The following is an 18,145-nucleotide window of genomic DNA, read 5'->3' as shown; positions in this document are numbered from 1 at the left end:
TCTTTTTTTGTACCGGTCAGCGCACCACCGGCCCGGTCAGGCAGTGCACGCCGATGGCCACCAGCATCTCCAGGTCTTCCCGGTCGTTGACGCCCTTGGCCTCGATCTCCACGGCCATCAGTGAAGCCATCTGCAACAGCCCGCGCACCAGTGCGGCACGGCCTTCATCGGCATGAATGCCCTGGGTCAGGGCATGGTCCAGTACCAGGTAGGCGATGCCGGCCTCATGGGTACGCGCCACCAGTCCCATGTCGTGCCCCTGGATCTCCACGGCCACGCGATGACCCCCGGTCCGGACCGACGCACTGAAGTTGACGAAGGCGGCCCACTGTTCATCCAGCCCGGTCTCATGAAACTCGAAATTGATCTGGCGATCCGGGTAGCGCTGCAACCACTGCAGGACGGCGGGCAGGAAATCATCGTGCGCCAGCGAAGCCGGTGACATATTGATGGCCAGGCGCCCGCGCGGCCCCAGGGTCAGCGCCAGCTCCAGGGTGTTCAGATCAATCTGGTAGGCCCGTCCCAGGCGCAGGGCATGCGAGACCAGGCGCAAGGCACTCATCTGCGGCAGGTCACCACGCTGAGGCCGGAACAGCATGCCCTCCTGCCAGAGTACGGCACCATCCGGATGGCAGACCGGATACCAGCGCAGCTGCAGGGAGCCATCATGACAGACCAGATCCAGCAACTGCTTCCAGTCGTGATCGCTGGCAGCGGCATCCGGCGCCTTGCCCCCCTCGTCCAGGGTCCAGCTGTTGAGCGCCTGTGCTTCGGCCACCGTCAGCGCCTGGCTGGCGCGCATCAGGGTCTGCCCGCTGTCGTCGCCGGAGTGGAAGTCGACAATGGCGATGTGGCCGACACCAGCCTGATCGGTCAGCCCCATGTCCTGATAGATCTCCCAGGCAGCGCACAACTCCTCGGCCAGCTGGCGGGCGCCGGAGACCGAGATTTCCGGACACAGCATGGCAAAATCCGCCCCGCGCAGGCGGGTGGCCATCCAGCCCCGGTGCGCCTGACAACGCGCCTGCAGATCCTCCGCCACCCGCTTGAGCAGGGCATCGGTCTTGCGCCCGCCCAGACGCTGATTGAGTTCGGCCAGACCGGAGACGCGGATCAGCAGTAAAAATCCGCTGACCGGATCATCCTGAGGAGCCAGCAGGGTGGCGAATGCCTGATCGAAGGCCTCACGGTTGGGCAAGCCGGTACTGTGATCCGTCAGCACCTTCTGACGGGTGCGGTCCAGCTCATCCCGCATTCCCTCCAGATATTTCTGCAGACGATCCACCATCTGGTTCATGGCGAACACCACTTCGGCCAGCTCGGGAATGCCGGGGACAGGCATTTTATGAAAACGCTGCTCACTGATGGCATGGGCCTGGCCGACCACCGCGGTCAGCTGACGCCGCAGCCGGCGAATGTCGATGGCACCGAGCAAGGCGGCCAGCACGCCGATGACGCATAACCAGAGTACGGTCTGCATCGCCCCCTGCCAGAGTGACTGATAGGCATAGGCCGGCTGGGCAATGACCACGATGCGGCCGGCCTGCAACCAGCCCCGGTTCACCGAGGCGGTGCCCGCGGCGGGCGTCAGCGGCAGCAGGGCGCGAAACCAGGCCGGCACATTGGTTACCGCGGCAGGCGCTTTGAGATGAATCGGCTCCCCCGCGCCCTGTCGCTCCCAGCGGATCTCGGCGAAATGCCCGAGGTCGAAGGTCGCATTGAGCAAGGTCTGTGCCATGACAGGGTCGGCATGGTACTGGGTCAGCATCAGGGCCAGTGAGTGTGCGGTATCGGCGCTCTGGGCACTCAGCTGCTGCTCCAGGTACTGGCGCGCGTTGAGCAGATTGGCAATCAGCGCGCCACCAATCGACAGGGCCACGACCAGCAGCAACAAGGTCCACAAGCGCTGAATCAGGGAAAATTTCGTCGTACTCACGGCAGCCTTCTCAGAAAGAAAAACCTTCAGCATTCAATTTGTCCAGCAATTGCTTCCAGCGGGCCAGTTGATTGACCTGGTCACTTTGCACATTGCCTACCCGAATATTGTCCATGTTGAAACTGAAGACCGGCGTCAGGTCCGGGCGTTGCGAGGCCGGCAGGATGCTGTCGACCAGATTGTCGAGAATCAGCGGCTCGGCAGCGGCGCTCGGGTAATAGGCCAGGACCATATGCGCTTCCGACACCTGACTGCCGGCCCCGCCGATCCGTGCCTTGACATAGACCAGCCGCAGCTTCTCCGGCGCCATGCCCAGCAGGCGCAGCGACACATACTTGTTGATGACGAAGCTTTTGCAGTCCCCTGCCCCCTTGCCAAACGTTTCCAGCGGGGTTGCCCAGTAATCTGCCTGATTCCAGACATTGCGGTTTTGCGCGAACACAATCCGCCGGTTGAAAAACAAGTTGATGCTCTTGAGGGCCTGTGCGTCGCCGCGACTGGCCAGGCTGAGCAGCAGGGTCTGCCATTGATGGAAGAGTTTCTGTGCCTGGGGACCATAACGGGCCACCGTGCTCTCGGACGGCAAGGTACTGGCCGTGACCGACAGCATCAGCCAGCCGCCCAGCAACGCCCAGACCAGCGCACGTACCAAAGCGGCCGGCAATGGGCGACGAACAGTCGGGCAAGAGGGCATTGCCGCACAGCGGATCATTTCGGACCTGTTCCGGGTGAATTATCAACAAAACGCGATTTCAGCACGGCATAATAGTGTAAAGTGCTTACGCGATGACATGCACGTATGAGGCGTTCTGAATGAATTGTATGCGAAATCCCCTGGGCTTGTTGGTCTCTGTCGCGCTGGGCGGGCTGGCGCTGTATAGCCCGGTGGCACTGGCGATCGGACTGAACGATGCGGTGCAGAGTGCGATCGTCAACCATCCGGAAGTGCTGCAGAAATTGCACGAGTTCCGCAGCCTGGAACAAGACGCCAACGTCCCGCGGGCAGACTTCTTTCCGACCGTGGATGTCAGCTATCAGGCCAATCGGCAGAAATTCGACTACTCGCCGGCATCGGGGGTGACGCCGCAGCATTACACCACGCGTGGCTGGTCGGTGAATGTGAACCAGAATCTGTTCCAGGGGATGCAAACCATCAACCAGGTCCGCCAGCTCGGCTATGAAAGTCAGGCCAGCTATTTCGGCTTTCTGGAAACCACCGAAAACATCGCCTTGCAGACCTTGCAGGCCTACCAGGATGTCCTGCTGTATCGACAGCTGGTCCAGATCGCCAAAGACAACTACGCCATTCATAAAGGCATCCTGAACCAGATCGCGCAACGTGTTCAGGCCGGCGTCGGTCGCCGGGTCGACCTGGAGCAGGCGGCAGGTCGTCTGGCTCTGGCGGAAACCAATCTGATTACCGATAACGCCACCTTGCAGGATGCCAATACCCGCTTTACCCGTCTGACAGGCCAGATGCCGCCGGCGGAAATGAGTGAGGTGCCGTCCCTGAGTGCGGCACTGCCCGCCGAGTCGGCCCTGATGGCCAATGCCATCCAACACAGCCCGGGTTATCTCGCCGCCATCGCCACCCTGCACTCGGCCCAGGCGGAGCTGAATGTCCGTCGCGGCGCCTTCGCGCCCACGCTGAATCTGCAACTGAGTAAATCACCGACTGAAAGCTACAACGGCTACCAGGGGCGCACCAACCTGTCCTCCGCGGCGGTGATTTTCAGCGTCAACCTGTTCCGCGGCGGGGCCGACAAGGCAAGACTCGGCTCGGCGGCAGAGAAGCTGAATGCCTCGCTGGATCAGCGCGAACTCGCCTGCCGCAACTTGCGCCAGACGCTGGGACTGGCCTGGGACAACGTCCTCAAGTACAAGGCACAGATGGCGTCGCTGCTGCAGCACCAGCTGTCGACGGAAAAAGCCCGGAATGCCTACCGCAAGCAGTTTGATATCGGACAGCGGACCTTGCTTGATGTGCTGGACAGCGAGAACGAGCTGTTCACGGCGCAACGCAATTACCTGGCAGCACAATCGCAGTATGTGGTCGCCCAGGCCAATGTGCTGAGCAATAGTGGCGGCCTGCTGGCGGCACTCAAGCTCAAACCGCTGGATGAGAGCCAGCCGGGCAAGGCGGCCAGCGAAGAAGACCTGACCAGCTGTGACAGTCATTTCGAGGCACCCAAGATGGTCGATGTTCAGGCCATCCCCGCGCGTCAGCTGAGTAATCCCGCCGGTGACGACGGCACCGATGACAATCCGTTGCCGGGCCTGCCGCCCTCACCGGGTACGGATGCGACCCGCAAGCCCGTCATCATCCAGCAAGCCAAATAAAGCAACGCCGCGCATACAGCGCGGCGTTTTTTCTTGTCCGGCCCAGGGCCTTACAGCTGTCCGGCCAGGAACTGCAGGGTACGCCCCTGGGCCAGGGCGGCATCTCGCTGACGGTACATCGGCCGCCCCCAGCAATTGAAGCCGTGCTCTGCCTGCGGGTAATCAAAGAAGGTGGCGTTGCTGCGCCCCTGGAAGGCCTGTTTGATCTGGTCGACCTGATCTTGCGTGATGTGACTGTCCAGACCGCCATGATGGAACAGCACCGGCTGGGTCAGCTCGGCGGCCAGCGCCAGGTGCTGGGCAATGCCGCCGCCGTAATAGGCGACGATGGCATCGGCCTTGGCCAGGATGCCGCCATGATAGGCCAGCAAGCCTCCCAGGCAGAAACCCAGTGTGGCCACTTTGCCGTCCAGTTGCGGCAGGCTGCGCAGATGTGCCACGGTGGCGGCCACGTCTGCCGCAGCCTTCGCCTTGTCGACCTGGCCATAGAGTTCAAAGGCCCGGGCGGAACCGGCCTGATCATAATCCAGCGACAGATGCGGCTGCTGGCGCCAGAAGATGTCGGGGGCCAGCACCACGAAGCCAGCCAGGGCATATTGCTCGGCCACGGCCCGAATGTGCTCGTTGACGCCCCAGATTTCCTGAATCAGGACAATCCCCGGCCCGCGGCCGGTCGGGGGCAGGGCCAGGTGAGCGGAAAAACTGTCGCCTTGTGGCGTGTTGATGGTGATCCAGTTGGCACTCATGCTTTCTCCTTGCTGCTTGATGGGCTTCACGACGACTGACTCAGGACAATGGCCATCGCCGGCAGGCTGGTTATGATTTTGTGTTCCTGTGCCGGAGATGCGCCATGCCAAATGTTTTGATTGTATATGCCTCGACCGATGGCCACACCGAAAAGATCTGCCGGCATATCGGACTGCGCCTGCAGGCCAGCGGGCATGACGTCACGCTGGCGAGCATCGGCGAAGCCCCCGGCCCGAACGGCTATCAGGGGCTGCTGCTGGGGGCGGCCATCCGCTATGGTCGACATCAGCCGGCCGTCCGCACGTATCTCAGCGACCATGCCGCCACGCTGCAGGCCATGCCCTGTGGCCTGTTCTCCGTCAACCTTTCTGCGCGCAAACCGAATCGCGCCACTGTCGCCGACAACCCCTATCTGCGCCGACTGCTCCGCCAGCTTGGCTGGCAACCCGCCCTGCTGGCCGTACTGGCCGGCAAACTCGATTACCCACGCTATCGCTGGGCAGACCGGCAAATGATCCGATTGATCATGTGGCTGACGGGCGGTCCCACCGACCCGCAGTGCGTGCATGACTTTACCGACTGGCAGGCAGTAGAGGCATTGGCGGCGAATTTTGCTCAGGCAGTGGCCGGGACAAAAAAAAGCACCGTCTGCCAACGCAGTACGGTGCCATCGCCATAAGGCCGGATATCAGGCGCTGATGGCTTCGCGGCCGAGCAATTCGGCCAGGACTTCGACAATCATGCTGTGGTCTTCACGCTGCTCCATGCCGGAAACGACAATCGAGCCGATATAGCCGGTATGCGAGACAGTGATCGGGAAACCGCCACCATGGCAGGCGTAATCACGGACCGGCAGCCCCATTTTCTGCTCCAGCGTTTCTCCCCCGAGACGATTCTGCAAACCGACGGCATAGGAGCTGCGGCGGGTCAGTTCCACCACATTGCGCTTGCGGCGCGCCCAGTCGGCATGCGCCGGGGTCGTGCCCGGCATGGCATGGTAGAACAGGATTTCATCACCGCGGCGAATATCGATCACCACGGCCGCGCCACGCTTCTGGGCGGCGGCACGCAGGGCAACACCGAGCTCCCATGCCGCAGCGGCATCAAAGCGCGGAAAAACCAGTTCGACTTCCTGGCGCAGAATTTTCTGCAACTCTTGATCAAGTCCCATTTCACTCTCCGGACACCCTCGGGTGCCACTGTCAGATAATGTGCGACAAGCAGACGCAATGCAAAAAGAATATCACGCATAACTAATAGACAGCAATAACGTGACCGTTTTGCCTGAAAAACCTGCGCTTATCTCGCCCGGACTCACTCGAAGAACAGGTGGTGGATATCGACACTGGCCTGGTGCCCGACCTGCCGGCCATGCTGTGCCAGCCACTGCTGGGCACGCTGGCGGCCGGCATCGCGCAGCCAGAGCAGGAAAGGCGTATGTGCCAGTGCTTTGCTGGCGGCATCCAGCTCAGTCAGCAGGTCATCGGCCTCGATCAGGTGAAAACGCGTCGCCAGCAGCCGGCGCTCCAGCTTGCCCTTGATCGGCCCGGACTCCTGCGCCATCTCGCGCAACAGGGCCAACAGGCGCATCTCGCGCAGAAAGGCACTGTTGAAGCCCAGGTTGAGGATGCGCTGGCGAATGTCTTCCGCACTGCGCGGTGTCGTACCGTGCGCCATCGGCGTCAGCAGGATCAGCAGAATGTCATCGGCACGGCAGTAGCGAATCAGCGGGAAGACGGCCGGATTGGCGGCAAAGCCACCATCCCAGTAGTCTTCGCCATCGATGCTGACGGCCTGCTGCAGACTGGGCAGGCAGGCGGAAGCCAGCAGCGCGTCGGTCGACAGCTGCTGCTTGTCGAACAGACGCAGGCGCCCGCTGTTGGCCTGGGTCGCGGCGATGTAGATCTTGACCGGCGAGGCCTGGCGAATACGGTCAAAATCGAACAGCTCGTCGATGATGGCCCGCAGCGGGTTGTAGTCGAGCGGATTCAGCTGGTAGGGCGAAAACCAGCGCGAGAATTGCAGGGCCATCTGCAGCCCGGGGGGAATGGACAGATCGTCGCCGGGCATCATGGGCTGCAGCATTTCCGGCGGCAGACTGGCGCCGACACGCAGCCAGAAGGTCTCGAGGGTCGCGCGTGCGGCATCGGGACCACCGCAGGCCAGGCCGTGTGCCACGGCCACGGCGTTCATGGCGCCGGCACTGGTGCCGCTCAGTCCGTCAAAGCGGTACAGCCCGCTGGCCAGCAAGGCATCCAGCACGCCCCAGGTAAAGGCGCCGTGGGCGCCACCGCCTTGCAGCGCCAGGCTGAGGGAGGGTAAGGGAAGACGACGTCCGAACATGCTTGCCCCTCGTTATTGCATCGCAACAAGCATGGCATATGGCCGGACGTCTCACAAGCAAAGATCAGGAACGGGCCAACGCGACCTCGGGCTTGACGGCAGACGGGCTGGTTTCTTCCAGCGTATCGCGCTCCAGGTAGAAGTTGAGCGCGGCCACGCCGATGGCACCACCGGCGATATTGCCCAGGGTCGCCGGGATCAGGTTGTGCAGGGTCGAGGCCCAGTCGGGCGTAACGCCGGCCGAGGCAAACCAGCTCAGGCTGAAGAATGCCATGTTGGCAATGCTGTGCTCATAGCCGCTGAAGAAGAACACGAACACCAGCAGCATGGTCATGGCCAGCTTGGCCATGTCGTTGGTCAGGCGCAGCGGTACCCAGACGGCCAGGCAGATGATCCAGTTGCACAGCGCGCCCTTGAAGAAAATCGCCCAGCTGTCGGCATGCACCTTGTGACCGATCACATCGAACAGCAGGTGATCGGCCGGCAGGTGAGCCAGGGCCCCGGTCTGGGCATACATCAGCGCCAGCAGCAGCGCACCGACGAAATTGCCGCCGTAGACCAGCAGCCAGCTCTTGGCCAGCTCCGGCCAGCTGACACGGCGCGACAGCACGCCGACGGTCATGTACATGACATTACTGGTAAACAGCTCGGTCTTGCTGACGATGATGGTGCACAGTGCGGTACCGAAGAAGCCGGCACTGGCGGCGTAGTACAGCGGCGACCCGGCCAGATGCAGTGTCTGCCCAAGCTGCAGGCTGACGATCAGCACCACGGCAATCAGGGCCCCGGCCATGACGGCACTCATGAAATAGCGCAGGGGGGCGGCATTCATGATCTGACGCTTGCGCGCGGATTCAGCAACAACGTAGGGAAGCGGGTGAAGAGTAGCCATAAGATTCCAAGCGCTCCGGATCGGCCGGGCCGATCAAATCAGTGGGTTTCGATGACGAAAAAATATTCCAAAACGAAAAAATACAACTGGAAGGTGCGTTTGCAATCACCAGGAGCCATTCGCCAACCGGCCAGCAAATCACTATATACATTGATTTTTTGAAAGATTACCCAGATTCAAAAAACAACACATTGATCTCAAACAAACATTTTATGTTCGTTTACGATCATTCCGGTGCGTAAAAAAACCCGCTTTTGCGGGATCTGCTTGCTGACAAACCTTTGTCTGCATCACGGACGCGCCCTTGCAGGGCAAGGGCGGGCATGCGTGCGAATCTTTGATTCGCTCAGCGGGGATTGAATTTCAATGGACAGGCGGGGAAATCAGTCCGTTGGCGACAGGGCCCGGCGGTGCCGGGCCCTGCAAACCGGTCGCCCTCCCCCTTTGCCAACACAGCCTGCCCCGCACCCAAGGGGCAGGATCATGGCTTTCCGGTCAGAGCTGCTGCAACTCCAGCAGGTAGCCAATGTTCTTCCATTGACTGACCTCCTGGCGCAGGGCATTGGCCGTCAGCGGGTTGGCCGCCAGCCAGTCGCGCTCCAGCGTCAGGGTAAAGCCGCGCGGATGGGGCTTGAGATCCAGCCGGCCGGGCAAGGTATTGTCATGGCGACTGCGATAGAACAGCACGGCCATGCGCAGGCAGACGATGGCCACCCACAGCATGCGGTCGTTGATATAGGGCAACAGCTTGCCCATGTCGCCACGGTGGCCCAGCACGATCTGGCCGAGCGCCGTTTGTTCGCGCCGGGAAAAACCGGGCATATCGGCATATTGCAGAATATAGGCCGAGTGCTTGTGATAGGCGGTATGCGCGATCGACAGACCGATTTCATGCAGACGGCCCGCCCAGATCAGCAGCTTGAGCCAGTCCTGGTCCAGATCTTCGCCGCACACCTTGCGGAACAGACTTTCAGCCAGAACGGTTACCCGCTTCATCTGCTCGACATCGACATGGTAGCGGCGGCAGAACTGATTGACCGTGGTTTCGCGCATATCGTGTTCGCGCTGGCGGCCGAGCAGGTCGTACAGCACCCCGTCGCGCAGCGCCCCTTCGGCCACCGTCATCTTGCTGATTTCCAGCTCCTCGAAGATGCCGATCATGATCGCCAGGCCACCCGGCAATACCGGGGCACGATCTGCTTTCAGGCCATTGAGCGTAATGTTCTTCACATGGCCGCGCCGCAGCATCTCGGCACGCAGCTGCTCCATGCCTTCCAGGGTGATGTCCGCCGGGGTGTAATCATTGATTTCGAGGATGTCGCGCAGCGAACGGGCCGTGCCGGAAGTCCCGACCGCCAGTTGCCACTCTTCCGGCCGGAAGGCGTGACGAATGCGCTGGATTTCGTTGCGTGCCGCCAGGGTGGCATCACGAAACTGGCTTTTGCCCAGCTTGCCGTCAGGGAAGAAGCGCAGGCTGTAGCTGACGCAGCCCAGCGGCAGGCTTTCCGTCACCAGGGCGCGATACTGGCTGCCGATGATGAACTCGGTCGAGCCGCCGCCAATATCGACCACCAGACGACGCTCGCGGGTCGCCGGCAGGGAGTGGGCCGCCCCCAAATAGATCAGACGGGCCTCTTCGCGGCCGGCGATGATTTCGATCGGAAAACCGAGCAGGGTTTCGGCCCGCTCGATGAAAGCCGGGGCATTCTTCGCCACGCGCAGGGTATTGGTACCAACCACGCGCACCTGACCGGGGGCGAAGCCGCGCAGGCGCTCGCCAAAGCGGGCCATGCAGGCCAGCGCGCGCTGCTGGGTATCATCGTCGAGCACCTTGTCTCGCCCGAGGCCGGCGCCCAGACGCACGGTTTCCTTCAGGGCATCCAGGGTATAGAGCTGATCGTCGACCAGGCGCGAGATTTGCAGCCGGAAGCTGTTCGACCCCAGGTCGACCGTCGCCAGCACGTCGTAAGAAGGTTGTGATTCGGTAGTCAAGGCAGCCCCTTCGGCGGAGGGTTTGGTGAATACCCCATGCCGGGGCATATCTTCATCATATAAGCATAAAAAAAGCGGCAACCGAATGTTACCGCTGTTTTGCCGAGGCCGTCACCCCTGTGTTTAGTACGTCGTCGTCATCAGACGCCCGTCGCTGCATTCAGCTTGGCTTCCGGCGGCAGGTGACGGATATCCGTCCCCTTGACCAGATAGACCACATACTCGGAGATATTGGTGGCATGGTCACCGATACGCTCGATGGCCTTGGCCATGAACAGGGTATCGATCGACATGCTGATGGTGCGCGGGTCTTCCATCATGAAGGTAATCAGCTGGCGCAGCTCGGCATTGAAATCGTCGTCCAGACGGCGATCTTCGCGCTCCAGCTCCTCGGCCGCACTGACATCCATGCGGGCAAAGGCATCCAGTGCGCGACGCACCATGCCCAGCGCCACCTCGGCCATCTTGCGGATCTCACGGAAGCGCGGCACCTGATAACGTTCGGTCTGGTAAATGGTCTTGCCCATGCGCGCGATTTTCTGCGCCTCGTCACCGATCCGCTCCAGATCGGTAATGGTCTTGATGACCGTCATCACCATGCGCAAGTCACTGGCCGCCGGCTGGCGGCGGGCAATGATGTGGGTGCAGTCGTCGTCAATGGAGACTTCCATGGCGTTGACCTGGGTATCCTGATCCACCACCTTCTGCAGCTTCTCGATATCGCCGGCCATCAGCGCCTCGATCGCCGAGCGGATCTGCTGCTCGACCAGGCCGCCCATCTGCAGCACGCGCGTACGCACGTTTTCCAGCTCGAGATCAAACTGTTTGGAAGTATGTTCAGCCATTTACGCCTCATGCATTTGAAACTGATAAACGCGGATTTTAAACCGGCCAGATGACAGTCAGATGACAGTTCATGCTGGCCGGATCAACAGCGAGATTACTTGAGAATTTCCACACCGCTCTGGCGGCCGAGTACCAACACGTCGGCACGACGTTTGGCAAACAGGCCGTTGGTGACGACACCGGCGATCTGGTTGAGGGTCTCTTCCAGTTCGACCGGTTTGCTGATTTTCAGGCCGTGCACGTCCAGAATGATGTTGCCGTTGTCAGTGACAAAATCCTTGCGCAGCTCCGGATGTCCGCCCAGGCGCACCAGTTCGCGCGCAACATAGCTGCGCGCCATCGGCACCACCTCGATCGGCAGCGGAAACTCGCCGAGCATCTCGACATATTTGTTTTCGTCGGCGATGCAGATGTATTGATCGGCCGCGGCCGCCACGATCTTTTCGCGCGTCAGCGCACCGCCGCCGCCCTTGATCATGTGCAGGTAGTGATTGATCTCGTCGGCGCCATCGATGTAGACCGGGAGCTGATCGACGGTATTCAGGTCGTAGACCGGAATGCCGTGCGCCTTGAGCCGCTCGGTACTGGCGTTGGAGCTGGAGACCGCTCCCTTGAGCCGGCCCTTGATGCTGGCCAGCTCATCGATGAACAGATTGACGGTGCTGCCGGTGCCGACGCCGATGATGGCTTCGTCCGGGATGAATTCCAGGGCCTTTTTGGCCACTGCAAGCTTGAGCTGGTCTTGGGTCAACATTCAACAATCTCCCGTAATGTGTTCATGTTATGACAGGACTGTACTTCATTATCCCAGATGAATGAAAAAAGGCATATGTCGCAGGTCATGCGCGTTGCAGCAAACAGATGGCCTGGGTCTCGATCGCTTCCTGGCGGCCAAGATAACCCAGTTTCTCATTGGTCTTGCCCTTGACATTCACGCAGGCCGGATCGAGCGCCAGAATGGCGGCAATCCGCCCGCACATGGCATCGATATGTCCGGCCAGCTTCGGCGCCTGGGCAATCACGGTGGCATCGACATTCACCAGCTGCCAGCCGGCGGCACGCACCCGGGCATAGGCTTCCTGCAGCAGCTTGGCACTGTCCGCACCGCGAAAGCGTTCGTCGGTATCGGGGAAGTGACGACCGATATCCCCCAGGCCGGCCGCGCCCAGTACGGCATCGGTGATGGCATGCAACAGGGCATCGGCATCCGAGTGCCCCAGCAGGCCGTGATCATGGGCGATTTCAATGCCACCCAGCATCAGAGGGCGACCCGGCACCAGCCGGTGCACATCATAGCCTTGTCCGACACGCCAGTCCGTCATGATTTTCTTGCCTCCAGAATGGCCCGCGCCAGCGGCAGATCACGTGGCCAGGTCACCTTGAAATTGCTGGCATCCCCCTCCACCAGCACCGGCTTGAGTCCCAGGCGCTCGATGGCCGACGCTTCATCGGTCACCCCGTCGCCCAGCTCCCCGGCCAGGGCATGGGACAGCGTACCGGCCCGGAACATCTGCGGGGTCTGTGCCAGCCACATCCCCTGGCGGGGCAGGGTCATGGCCACGCGTCCCTCGCGGTCGGCACGCTTGACGGTATCGGGTACCGGCATGGCCAGCAGGCCGCCGACCGCATCATCGCCGACCTGACTCAGCAGCCGCTCGACCATGGCCACCGACAGACAGCAACGTGCGGCGTCGTGCACCAATACCCAGTCTTCAGCGCTCAGCTGCAGCGCCTCCAGGCCGTTGCGTACAGTCAGGGCACGCGATGCGCCACCAACACGATGGACGGACAGCTTGGGCAAATCCCACTGGTAGTCGTCAAACCACTCGTCACCGGGCGAGAGAATCAGCACCACCTGTTCGATGGCCGCTACCTCGCACAGGGTGGCCAGCGTGTACCACATCAGCGGGCGGCCACCCAGCTGCAGATATTGTTTCGGGCAGGCGGCACCGAAACGCGAACCGTTGCCGGCGGCGGGCACCAGGGCCACATAGCGTGTCATGCCGTCCCCTCCCCGCCTTCCAGCGTCCGCCACAGACAGGCGCCCTTGACGATTTTGTCCAGATCATCGAGATAGCGCTGATGTTCGGCCAGCTCGGCGTCATCGGCGCGCAGCACCGACAAAGGCTTGCGCTCGAAACCTTCGCTGTGCATTTGCAGGTCCTGGCCATCATCCAGCTCGATGTCCATGACCAGGCTTTCCTGCCCGCGCGTCATGGACAGATAGACTTCGGCCAGCAGCTCGCAGTCGATCAGGGCGCCGTGCAGTGTCCGATTGGAACGATCGATGTCAAAGCGGTCGCACAGGGCATCCAGGCTGTTGCGCTTGCCGGGAAACTGATCCCGCGCCATGGCCAGGGTATCGATGACGCTGCTGCAGAGCTGCTTGACCGGCTCGATGCCGATGCGCTCGAATTCGGCGTTGAGGAAGCCGACGTCAAATGGTGCATTGTGGATAATCAGTTCGGCACCGCGAATGAACTCCACCACCTCGCGACCGCTGGAGGAAAAGCGCGGCTTGTCCGCCAGGAAGTCGAGCGATATGCCATGCACGCGCTCGGCGTCCGGATCGATGGCCCGGTCGGGATGGAAATACAGATGCAGATGCCGCCCGGTCAGTTTGCGGTTGATCATTTCCAGACCGGCAAACTCGATGATGCGATGGCCCTGCGAGGGTTCGAGACCGGTGGTTTCGGTATCGAGGATGATTTGTCTCATGCGATGCACCTGCGCTGCCGCCCGGCGGCAGAAAATTACAAAATGGACTCGACGCCGCGGTTGGCCAGTTGGTCCGCCCGCTCATTGAATTCGTGGCCGGCATGGCCCTTGACCCAGCGCCACTCGACCTGGTGCCGCTCACGGGCGGCATCGAGCAGTTGCCACAGGTCGGCGTTTTTCACCGGTTCCTTGCTGGCGGTTTTCCAGCCACGTTTTTTCCAGTTGTGGATCCACTCGCTGATGCCGTTCTTGACATACTGGGAGTCGGTATAGACCACGACACTGCAGGGACGGGTCAGGGCCTGCAGGCCCGCAATGACCGCCCGCAGCTCCATGCGGTTATTGGTGGTGTCCGGTTCGCCGCCGAACAGCTCTTTTTCCTGTCCGTTATAACGCAGCAGTGCGCCCCAGCCGCCCGGTCCGGGATTCCCCTTGCAGGCGCCGTCGGTATAAATCTCTACCTGATGTTGTGTCATGCGATCTTGTCTGATTGCTTGGATACCGGTTGATGGTGGTCCTTGCCGGCCACCATCAGTCCGGCTTTGGTCTTGCGCCACTTGGGCATGATCAGGCGCATGCCGCGACGCCGCTTGACGGCCTCGATGCCATAAACCCCCGCGGCCAACGGCCACCAGCGGTCACCGGCCGACTCCATGAAGCGGCAGTTCTCCAGCCAGTCGGTGCGCTCGAAGGGGGGAGCATAGGCCAGAAAAGCGCCCCCGCCCGGCTCGAGTTCGAGCAGGGCCAGCCAGTCCTTGATGCGCGGCAGCGGCAGGAAGTTGCCGCTCCAGGGCGAATAAAACCGCCCCTGTATCATGCGGCGCACGCCCCAGAGCGAGACCGGATTGAAACCGGTCAGCACCAGGCGGCCATCCGGCATCAGCACCCGCTCGGCCTCACGCAGCACCTGATGCGGCTGATCGGTAAAATCGAGCACATGCGGCAGCGCCAGCAGGTCCAGACTGGCGCTGGCAAACGGCAGCTGCGCCGGATCACAGACGACCTGAGCCCCCGGGTCCCGGCCGGCATGGCATTGCCAGGGGATACGGTTTTCGCGTAAAAAATCGACCTGCGGCACCCCGATCTGCACGGCATGATAGCCGAACACATCGGCCACGGCACGATCGAAATACGTCTGCTCCTTTGCCAGCAGATACCGGCCCAGCTCGCTTTGTGTCAGCCACTGGGAAAATGACTTGATCATCGCGAAAGGTCTCTGATCACCATGCTTGTGCTCTCTCCTGTCTCGGCGTTTTCCGACAATTATATCTGGGTTTTACACAACGGGTCGGACGCCCTTGCGGTGGACCCGGGCGATGCGCGCCCCCTGCTGGCATTTCTGCAGCAACAACAGTTGCAACTGCAGACCGTCCTGATCACACACCGCCACGACGATCATGTCGGCGGTCTGCCGATGCTGCGCAATCATTTTCCCGCCATGCAGCTGATCGGCCCCGCCACCCTGCCCGGCGTCGACCTGGCCGTCGATCACGGCCGACAGATCCGGGCCCTGGGCCTGGACATTGCCGTCATGGCGGTACCGGGCCATACCCTGGACCATCTGGCCTATTACGCTGCCCCCTGGCTGTTCTGTGGCGACACCCTGTTCGGCGCCGGCTGTGGCCGTCTGTTCGAGGGCAGTCCTGCCCAGATGGCCGCCTCGCTGAGCCAGCTGGCCAGCCTGCCGCCGGAAACCCTGGTGTGCCCGGCGCACGAATATACCTTATCCAACCTGCAATTCGCCAAGCACATTGAGCCATTCAACCAAGATATAAATCAAAGACTTGCCAATGATCAGGCTCGACGGAATCAGGCTCAGCCGACATTACCTTCGCGACTCTCGCTTGAATTGGCGACAAATCCATTTTTGCGCTGCCACACACCGTCTATACGCGAGCAGATTGAACGGCGGGAAAACAGGAAAATGGACAGCGAGGTTGAAATATTCGCGGCATTGCGCCGCTGGAAAGACGGCTTTAAAAGCCAAGATGTTTGATCTCCTGCCGAGCCGGACACAAGAGCGCCCCGCTCCCCTCCGGCCCCCTCCCTGCCAGAAAGCCAGGCAGGAAAAGGCTTTGGCCCGGACTCCGCGCCGGTCGGCCCGCGCCTGGACGCCCGCGCAGGCAAATCACGGTGATTTGTACAATTTTGCCGCAGACCACCGGTTAATCTGTGAAGCAGGTTAAACAGCCAAACGAGAATATTTCTTAAGTTGTCCGAAGCAAATTGACGCCCTCGGCGAGGGTATATTTATCGGATAAATACCACACTTTTAATGATGGAATGCCCGTCCTGCTTGCTATTGCGCCAGCAGATGCTAAAACCTTATGAAATTGTTTGCATTTTTCAGGTTGACACACCCATTTACGGTGGTTAGCATCGGCCAAAAATGAGAGATTCTGGGCCCGCCAAATGAAAAGATTCAAACCGTTGGCACTTGCTTTGTCGTTGCTCTTTGCCGCCTCCGGGGCCGCAAAGGCGGCAGCAGACACGCCGCCGCTGGCAGCCAGTGCCGACCAGGGGCTGGCCGCCGGGCTGGAAATGATGCTGCAAAACGCCAGCATGCTGCGAAACGGCAACAATGTCTGGGAGCGATTGCGCCAGGGTTTCCAGATGCCGGAAGTCAATGACAGCCTGATCAAACGCCAGACCGCCTACTACGCCAGCCACCCCGACGCCTTCAAACGCACCCTCAGCCGTGGTCACAAGTACCTGTTCTACATCCTGAGCGAAGTTGAACGCCGCGGCATGCCGACTGAAATTGCCCTGCTGCCCATGGTGGAGAGTGCCTTCAAGCCCTCCGCCACTTCACCGGTTGGTGCCGCCGGACTCTGGCAATTCATGCCGATGACGGGCCGTCAGTATGGTCTGGAGCAGACCTGGTGGTATGACGGTCGCCGCGATGTCACCGCCGCGACCAATGCCGCACTGGATTATCTGCAAACCTTGTATGCCCAGTTCGGTGACTGGAGCTTTGCGCTCGCCGCCTACAACTGGGGGGAGGGCAACCTGGCCAAGTCCATTGCCCGGACTCAGGCAGCCGGCTTGCCGGTCACCTATGAAAACGTCCGCATGCCGGCCGAGACCCGCAGCTACGTACCGAAGCTGCTGGCCATCCGCGATTTGCTGGCCGATCCGGCCAGTTACGGCGTCCGTCTGGACAAATTCCCCTACAAGCCCTATTTCGTCGCGGTCAGCCCTGGCCGCCACATGGACATCGATCTGGCGGCTCGTCTCGCCGGCATTTCGGTCAGCGAATTCATGGAGCTGAACCCGGCCTTCAATCTGCCGGTGTTTGCCTACAAGACCGGGCGCCAGATGCTGCTGCCCACGCATGCCGTTGATCGCTTCCAGGCCAACCTGGCCAAATGGGACAAACCTTTGCTGAGCTGGCAGGTGTACACCCCGAGCGGCGACGAGTCGGTCGTCGATCTGGCCGGTCGTACCGGCATGAGCAGCGCGCAGCTGCTCAGTGTCAACCACCTGAGCAGCAGTACTCTGCCGGCAGGTCGCCCGGTACTGATTTCGATGAAGAGTGGCGTCAATGACCTGCAGCCTCTGCCGGTCGCCGACACCCAGCTGGCGATGAACGAACCGGCCACGACAACTGACGCTGCGCCGCAGGCCGTCAATGTCGCGCCGCCGGTCAAGGCCACGCCGCCGCTGCTGGTCGCTCAGGCCACCAGCCCGGCGCCGGTCAGCATGGCCCCGTCAGCAAACGTCAGCAGCCCGGCCCCCGCCGCCGCAAGCGCCCCGACCCGGGTCGCCACGACGGATGCCATTGCAGCGCTGGCCGCTGAGCCTGTCTCCCCCCCCTCTGACAACCCCGGCAGCAACCGTCCGGCCAGCCCGAACGTGATCCGCGTGGCCATGGCCGATCCGGTTCCGCAGATGGCACAGGCATCGGCCAGCCAGCACATCGTGGCGCCCGGCGATACCCTCTACAACATCGCTCGCCGCAACAACCTGTCCGTGTCCGACCTCAAGCTGCTCAATGGCCTGACCAGCAACAATGTCCGCCTTGGGCAAGTGTTGCAGCTGAAATCCCGCGCCAGTCAGCAGGTCAGCGACAATGTCGCCGACAAGGCCGTCACGCTCGGCAACAGCCAGGCCTCGGCACAACCGGCACAGTATGTGGTGCAACGTGGCGATACGGTCTACAGCATCGCCCGGCGCTTCGGCATTGACCGGACCCAGCTGCAAAAGCTGAACGACCCCGATCAGCTCAACAGACTGCACCCTGGTCAGGTCGTGGTCATCAACGGCCTGTGACCCGCCGGTCGGCGCAACAAAAAAGGACTGCCTGGCAGTCCTTTTTTGTTGGCGGCGCC

At 61.5% G+C, this 18,145-nt stretch carries 18 protein-coding genes; 4 read left to right on the top strand and 14 right to left on the bottom strand.

The genetic code is table 11. The features are described 5' to 3' along the window. Nucleotides 1-16: 16 nt before the first annotated feature. A complete protein-coding gene (locus AACH39_RS16660; protein ID WP_338620609.1) occupies nt 17-1,936 on the bottom strand; it encodes a LapD/MoxY N-terminal periplasmic domain-containing protein in 1,920 nt (639 codons plus the stop codon). Nucleotides 1,937-1,946: 10 nt separating this feature from the next. Beyond that, nucleotides 1,947-2,648: a transglutaminase-like cysteine peptidase gene (locus AACH39_RS16655; RefSeq protein WP_215777355.1), complete on the bottom strand. Its 702-nt coding sequence runs from the start codon at nt 2,646-2,648 to the stop codon at nt 1,947-1,949. Between the two features lie 110 nt (nt 2,649-2,758). Here AACH39_RS16655 and AACH39_RS16650 point away from each other — a divergent pair, with 110 nt between their 5' ends. Then, on the top strand, nt 2,759-4,276 hold the full coding sequence (locus AACH39_RS16650; RefSeq protein WP_338620608.1) for a TolC family outer membrane protein: 1,518 nt from the start codon (nt 2,759-2,761) through the stop codon (nt 4,274-4,276). A gap of 50 nt (nt 4,277-4,326) precedes the next feature. Here the strand turns inward: AACH39_RS16650 and AACH39_RS16645 are convergent, their stop codons facing one another. Continuing rightward, nucleotides 4,327-5,022, bottom strand: coding sequence for a dienelactone hydrolase family protein (locus AACH39_RS16645; protein WP_338620607.1), 696 nt, complete (start codon nt 5,020-5,022; stop codon nt 4,327-4,329). 104 nt (nt 5,023-5,126) lie between these two features. On the opposite strand from AACH39_RS16645, the gene hemG reads away from it, so the two are divergent. Beyond that, nucleotides 5,127-5,702: a menaquinone-dependent protoporphyrinogen IX dehydrogenase gene (gene hemG, locus AACH39_RS16640; RefSeq protein ID WP_215777363.1), complete on the top strand. Its 576-nt coding sequence runs from the start codon at nt 5,127-5,129 to the stop codon at nt 5,700-5,702. Between the two features lie 9 nt (nt 5,703-5,711). Here the strand turns inward: hemG and AACH39_RS16635 are convergent, their stop codons facing one another. From AACH39_RS16635 to AACH39_RS16585, 11 genes are all read right to left on the bottom strand, one after another. Continuing rightward, on the bottom strand, nt 5,712-6,194 hold the full coding sequence (locus AACH39_RS16635; protein ID WP_215777366.1) for a heme-degrading domain-containing protein: 483 nt from the start codon (nt 6,192-6,194) through the stop codon (nt 5,712-5,714). 143 nt (nt 6,195-6,337) lie between these two features. Continuing rightward, on the bottom strand, nt 6,338-7,366 hold the full coding sequence (locus AACH39_RS16630; protein WP_215777369.1) for a patatin-like phospholipase family protein: 1,029 nt from the start codon (nt 7,364-7,366) through the stop codon (nt 6,338-6,340). Between the two features lie 64 nt (nt 7,367-7,430). Beyond that, nucleotides 7,431-8,258, bottom strand: a complete 828-nt coding sequence (locus tag AACH39_RS16625; protein ID WP_215777372.1) for a formate/nitrite transporter family protein — start codon at nt 8,256-8,258, stop codon at nt 7,431-7,433. Between the two features lie 495 nt (nt 8,259-8,753). Next, nucleotides 8,754-10,250 (bottom strand): exopolyphosphatase, encoded by a 1,497-nt coding sequence (gene ppx / locus AACH39_RS16620; RefSeq protein WP_252346073.1) that lies wholly within the window; start codon nt 10,248-10,250, stop codon nt 8,754-8,756. 140 nt (nt 10,251-10,390) lie between these two features. Next, nucleotides 10,391-11,095 (bottom strand): phosphate signaling complex protein PhoU, encoded by a 705-nt coding sequence (phoU, locus tag AACH39_RS16615; RefSeq protein ID WP_215777376.1) that lies wholly within the window; start codon nt 11,093-11,095, stop codon nt 10,391-10,393. A gap of 95 nt (nt 11,096-11,190) precedes the next feature. Further along, the gene (gene rpiA / locus AACH39_RS16610) at nt 11,191-11,850 is read right to left on the bottom strand and encodes a ribose-5-phosphate isomerase RpiA (protein ID WP_215777379.1); all 660 of its coding nucleotides are present in this window, start codon (nt 11,848-11,850) and stop codon (nt 11,191-11,193) included. 85 nt (nt 11,851-11,935) lie between these two features. Then, a complete protein-coding gene (gene ispF, locus AACH39_RS16605) occupies nt 11,936-12,418 on the bottom strand; it encodes a 2-C-methyl-D-erythritol 2,4-cyclodiphosphate synthase (RefSeq protein WP_215777381.1) in 483 nt (160 codons plus the stop codon). Next, nucleotides 12,415-13,098 carry a 2-C-methyl-D-erythritol 4-phosphate cytidylyltransferase gene (ispD, locus tag AACH39_RS16600; protein WP_215777384.1) on the bottom strand — a complete coding sequence of 228 codons (684 nt, stop codon included), beginning with the start codon at nt 13,096-13,098 and terminating at the stop codon, nt 12,415-12,417. Before ispD ends, ispF begins: the two co-directional genes overlap by 4 nt. After that, the gene (gene dnaQ, locus AACH39_RS16595; protein WP_215777386.1) at nt 13,095-13,814 is read right to left on the bottom strand and encodes a DNA polymerase III subunit epsilon; all 720 of its coding nucleotides are present in this window, start codon (nt 13,812-13,814) and stop codon (nt 13,095-13,097) included. Before dnaQ ends, ispD begins: the two co-directional genes overlap by 4 nt. 35 nt (nt 13,815-13,849) lie before the next feature. Further along, nucleotides 13,850-14,290, bottom strand: a complete 441-nt coding sequence (rnhA, locus tag AACH39_RS16590) for a ribonuclease HI (protein WP_215777388.1) — start codon at nt 14,288-14,290, stop codon at nt 13,850-13,852. Beyond that, nucleotides 14,287-15,018, bottom strand: a complete 732-nt coding sequence (locus AACH39_RS16585) for a methyltransferase domain-containing protein (protein WP_215777391.1) — start codon at nt 15,016-15,018, stop codon at nt 14,287-14,289. The genes rnhA and AACH39_RS16585 overlap by 4 nt, the downstream gene beginning before the upstream one ends. 21 nt (nt 15,019-15,039) lie before the next feature. Here AACH39_RS16585 and gloB point away from each other — a divergent pair, with 21 nt between their 5' ends. Continuing rightward, nucleotides 15,040-15,810 carry a hydroxyacylglutathione hydrolase gene (gene gloB, locus AACH39_RS16580; RefSeq protein WP_338620606.1) on the top strand — a complete coding sequence of 257 codons (771 nt, stop codon included), beginning with the start codon at nt 15,040-15,042 and terminating at the stop codon, nt 15,808-15,810. 416 nt (nt 15,811-16,226) lie between these two features. Further along, a complete protein-coding gene (locus AACH39_RS16575) occupies nt 16,227-18,086 on the top strand; it encodes a LysM peptidoglycan-binding domain-containing protein (RefSeq protein ID WP_338620605.1) in 1,860 nt (619 codons plus the stop codon). Nucleotides 18,087-18,145: the final 59 nt, after the last annotated feature.

The organism is Paludibacterium flexuosum, assembly GCF_037076605.1.
In the GTDB taxonomy this organism is placed as follows: Bacteria; Pseudomonadota; Gammaproteobacteria; order Burkholderiales; family Chromobacteriaceae; genus Paludibacterium.
The sequence above is the reverse complement of the archived record's forward strand: the minus strand, read 5'-3'. Positions and strand labels throughout refer to the sequence as shown.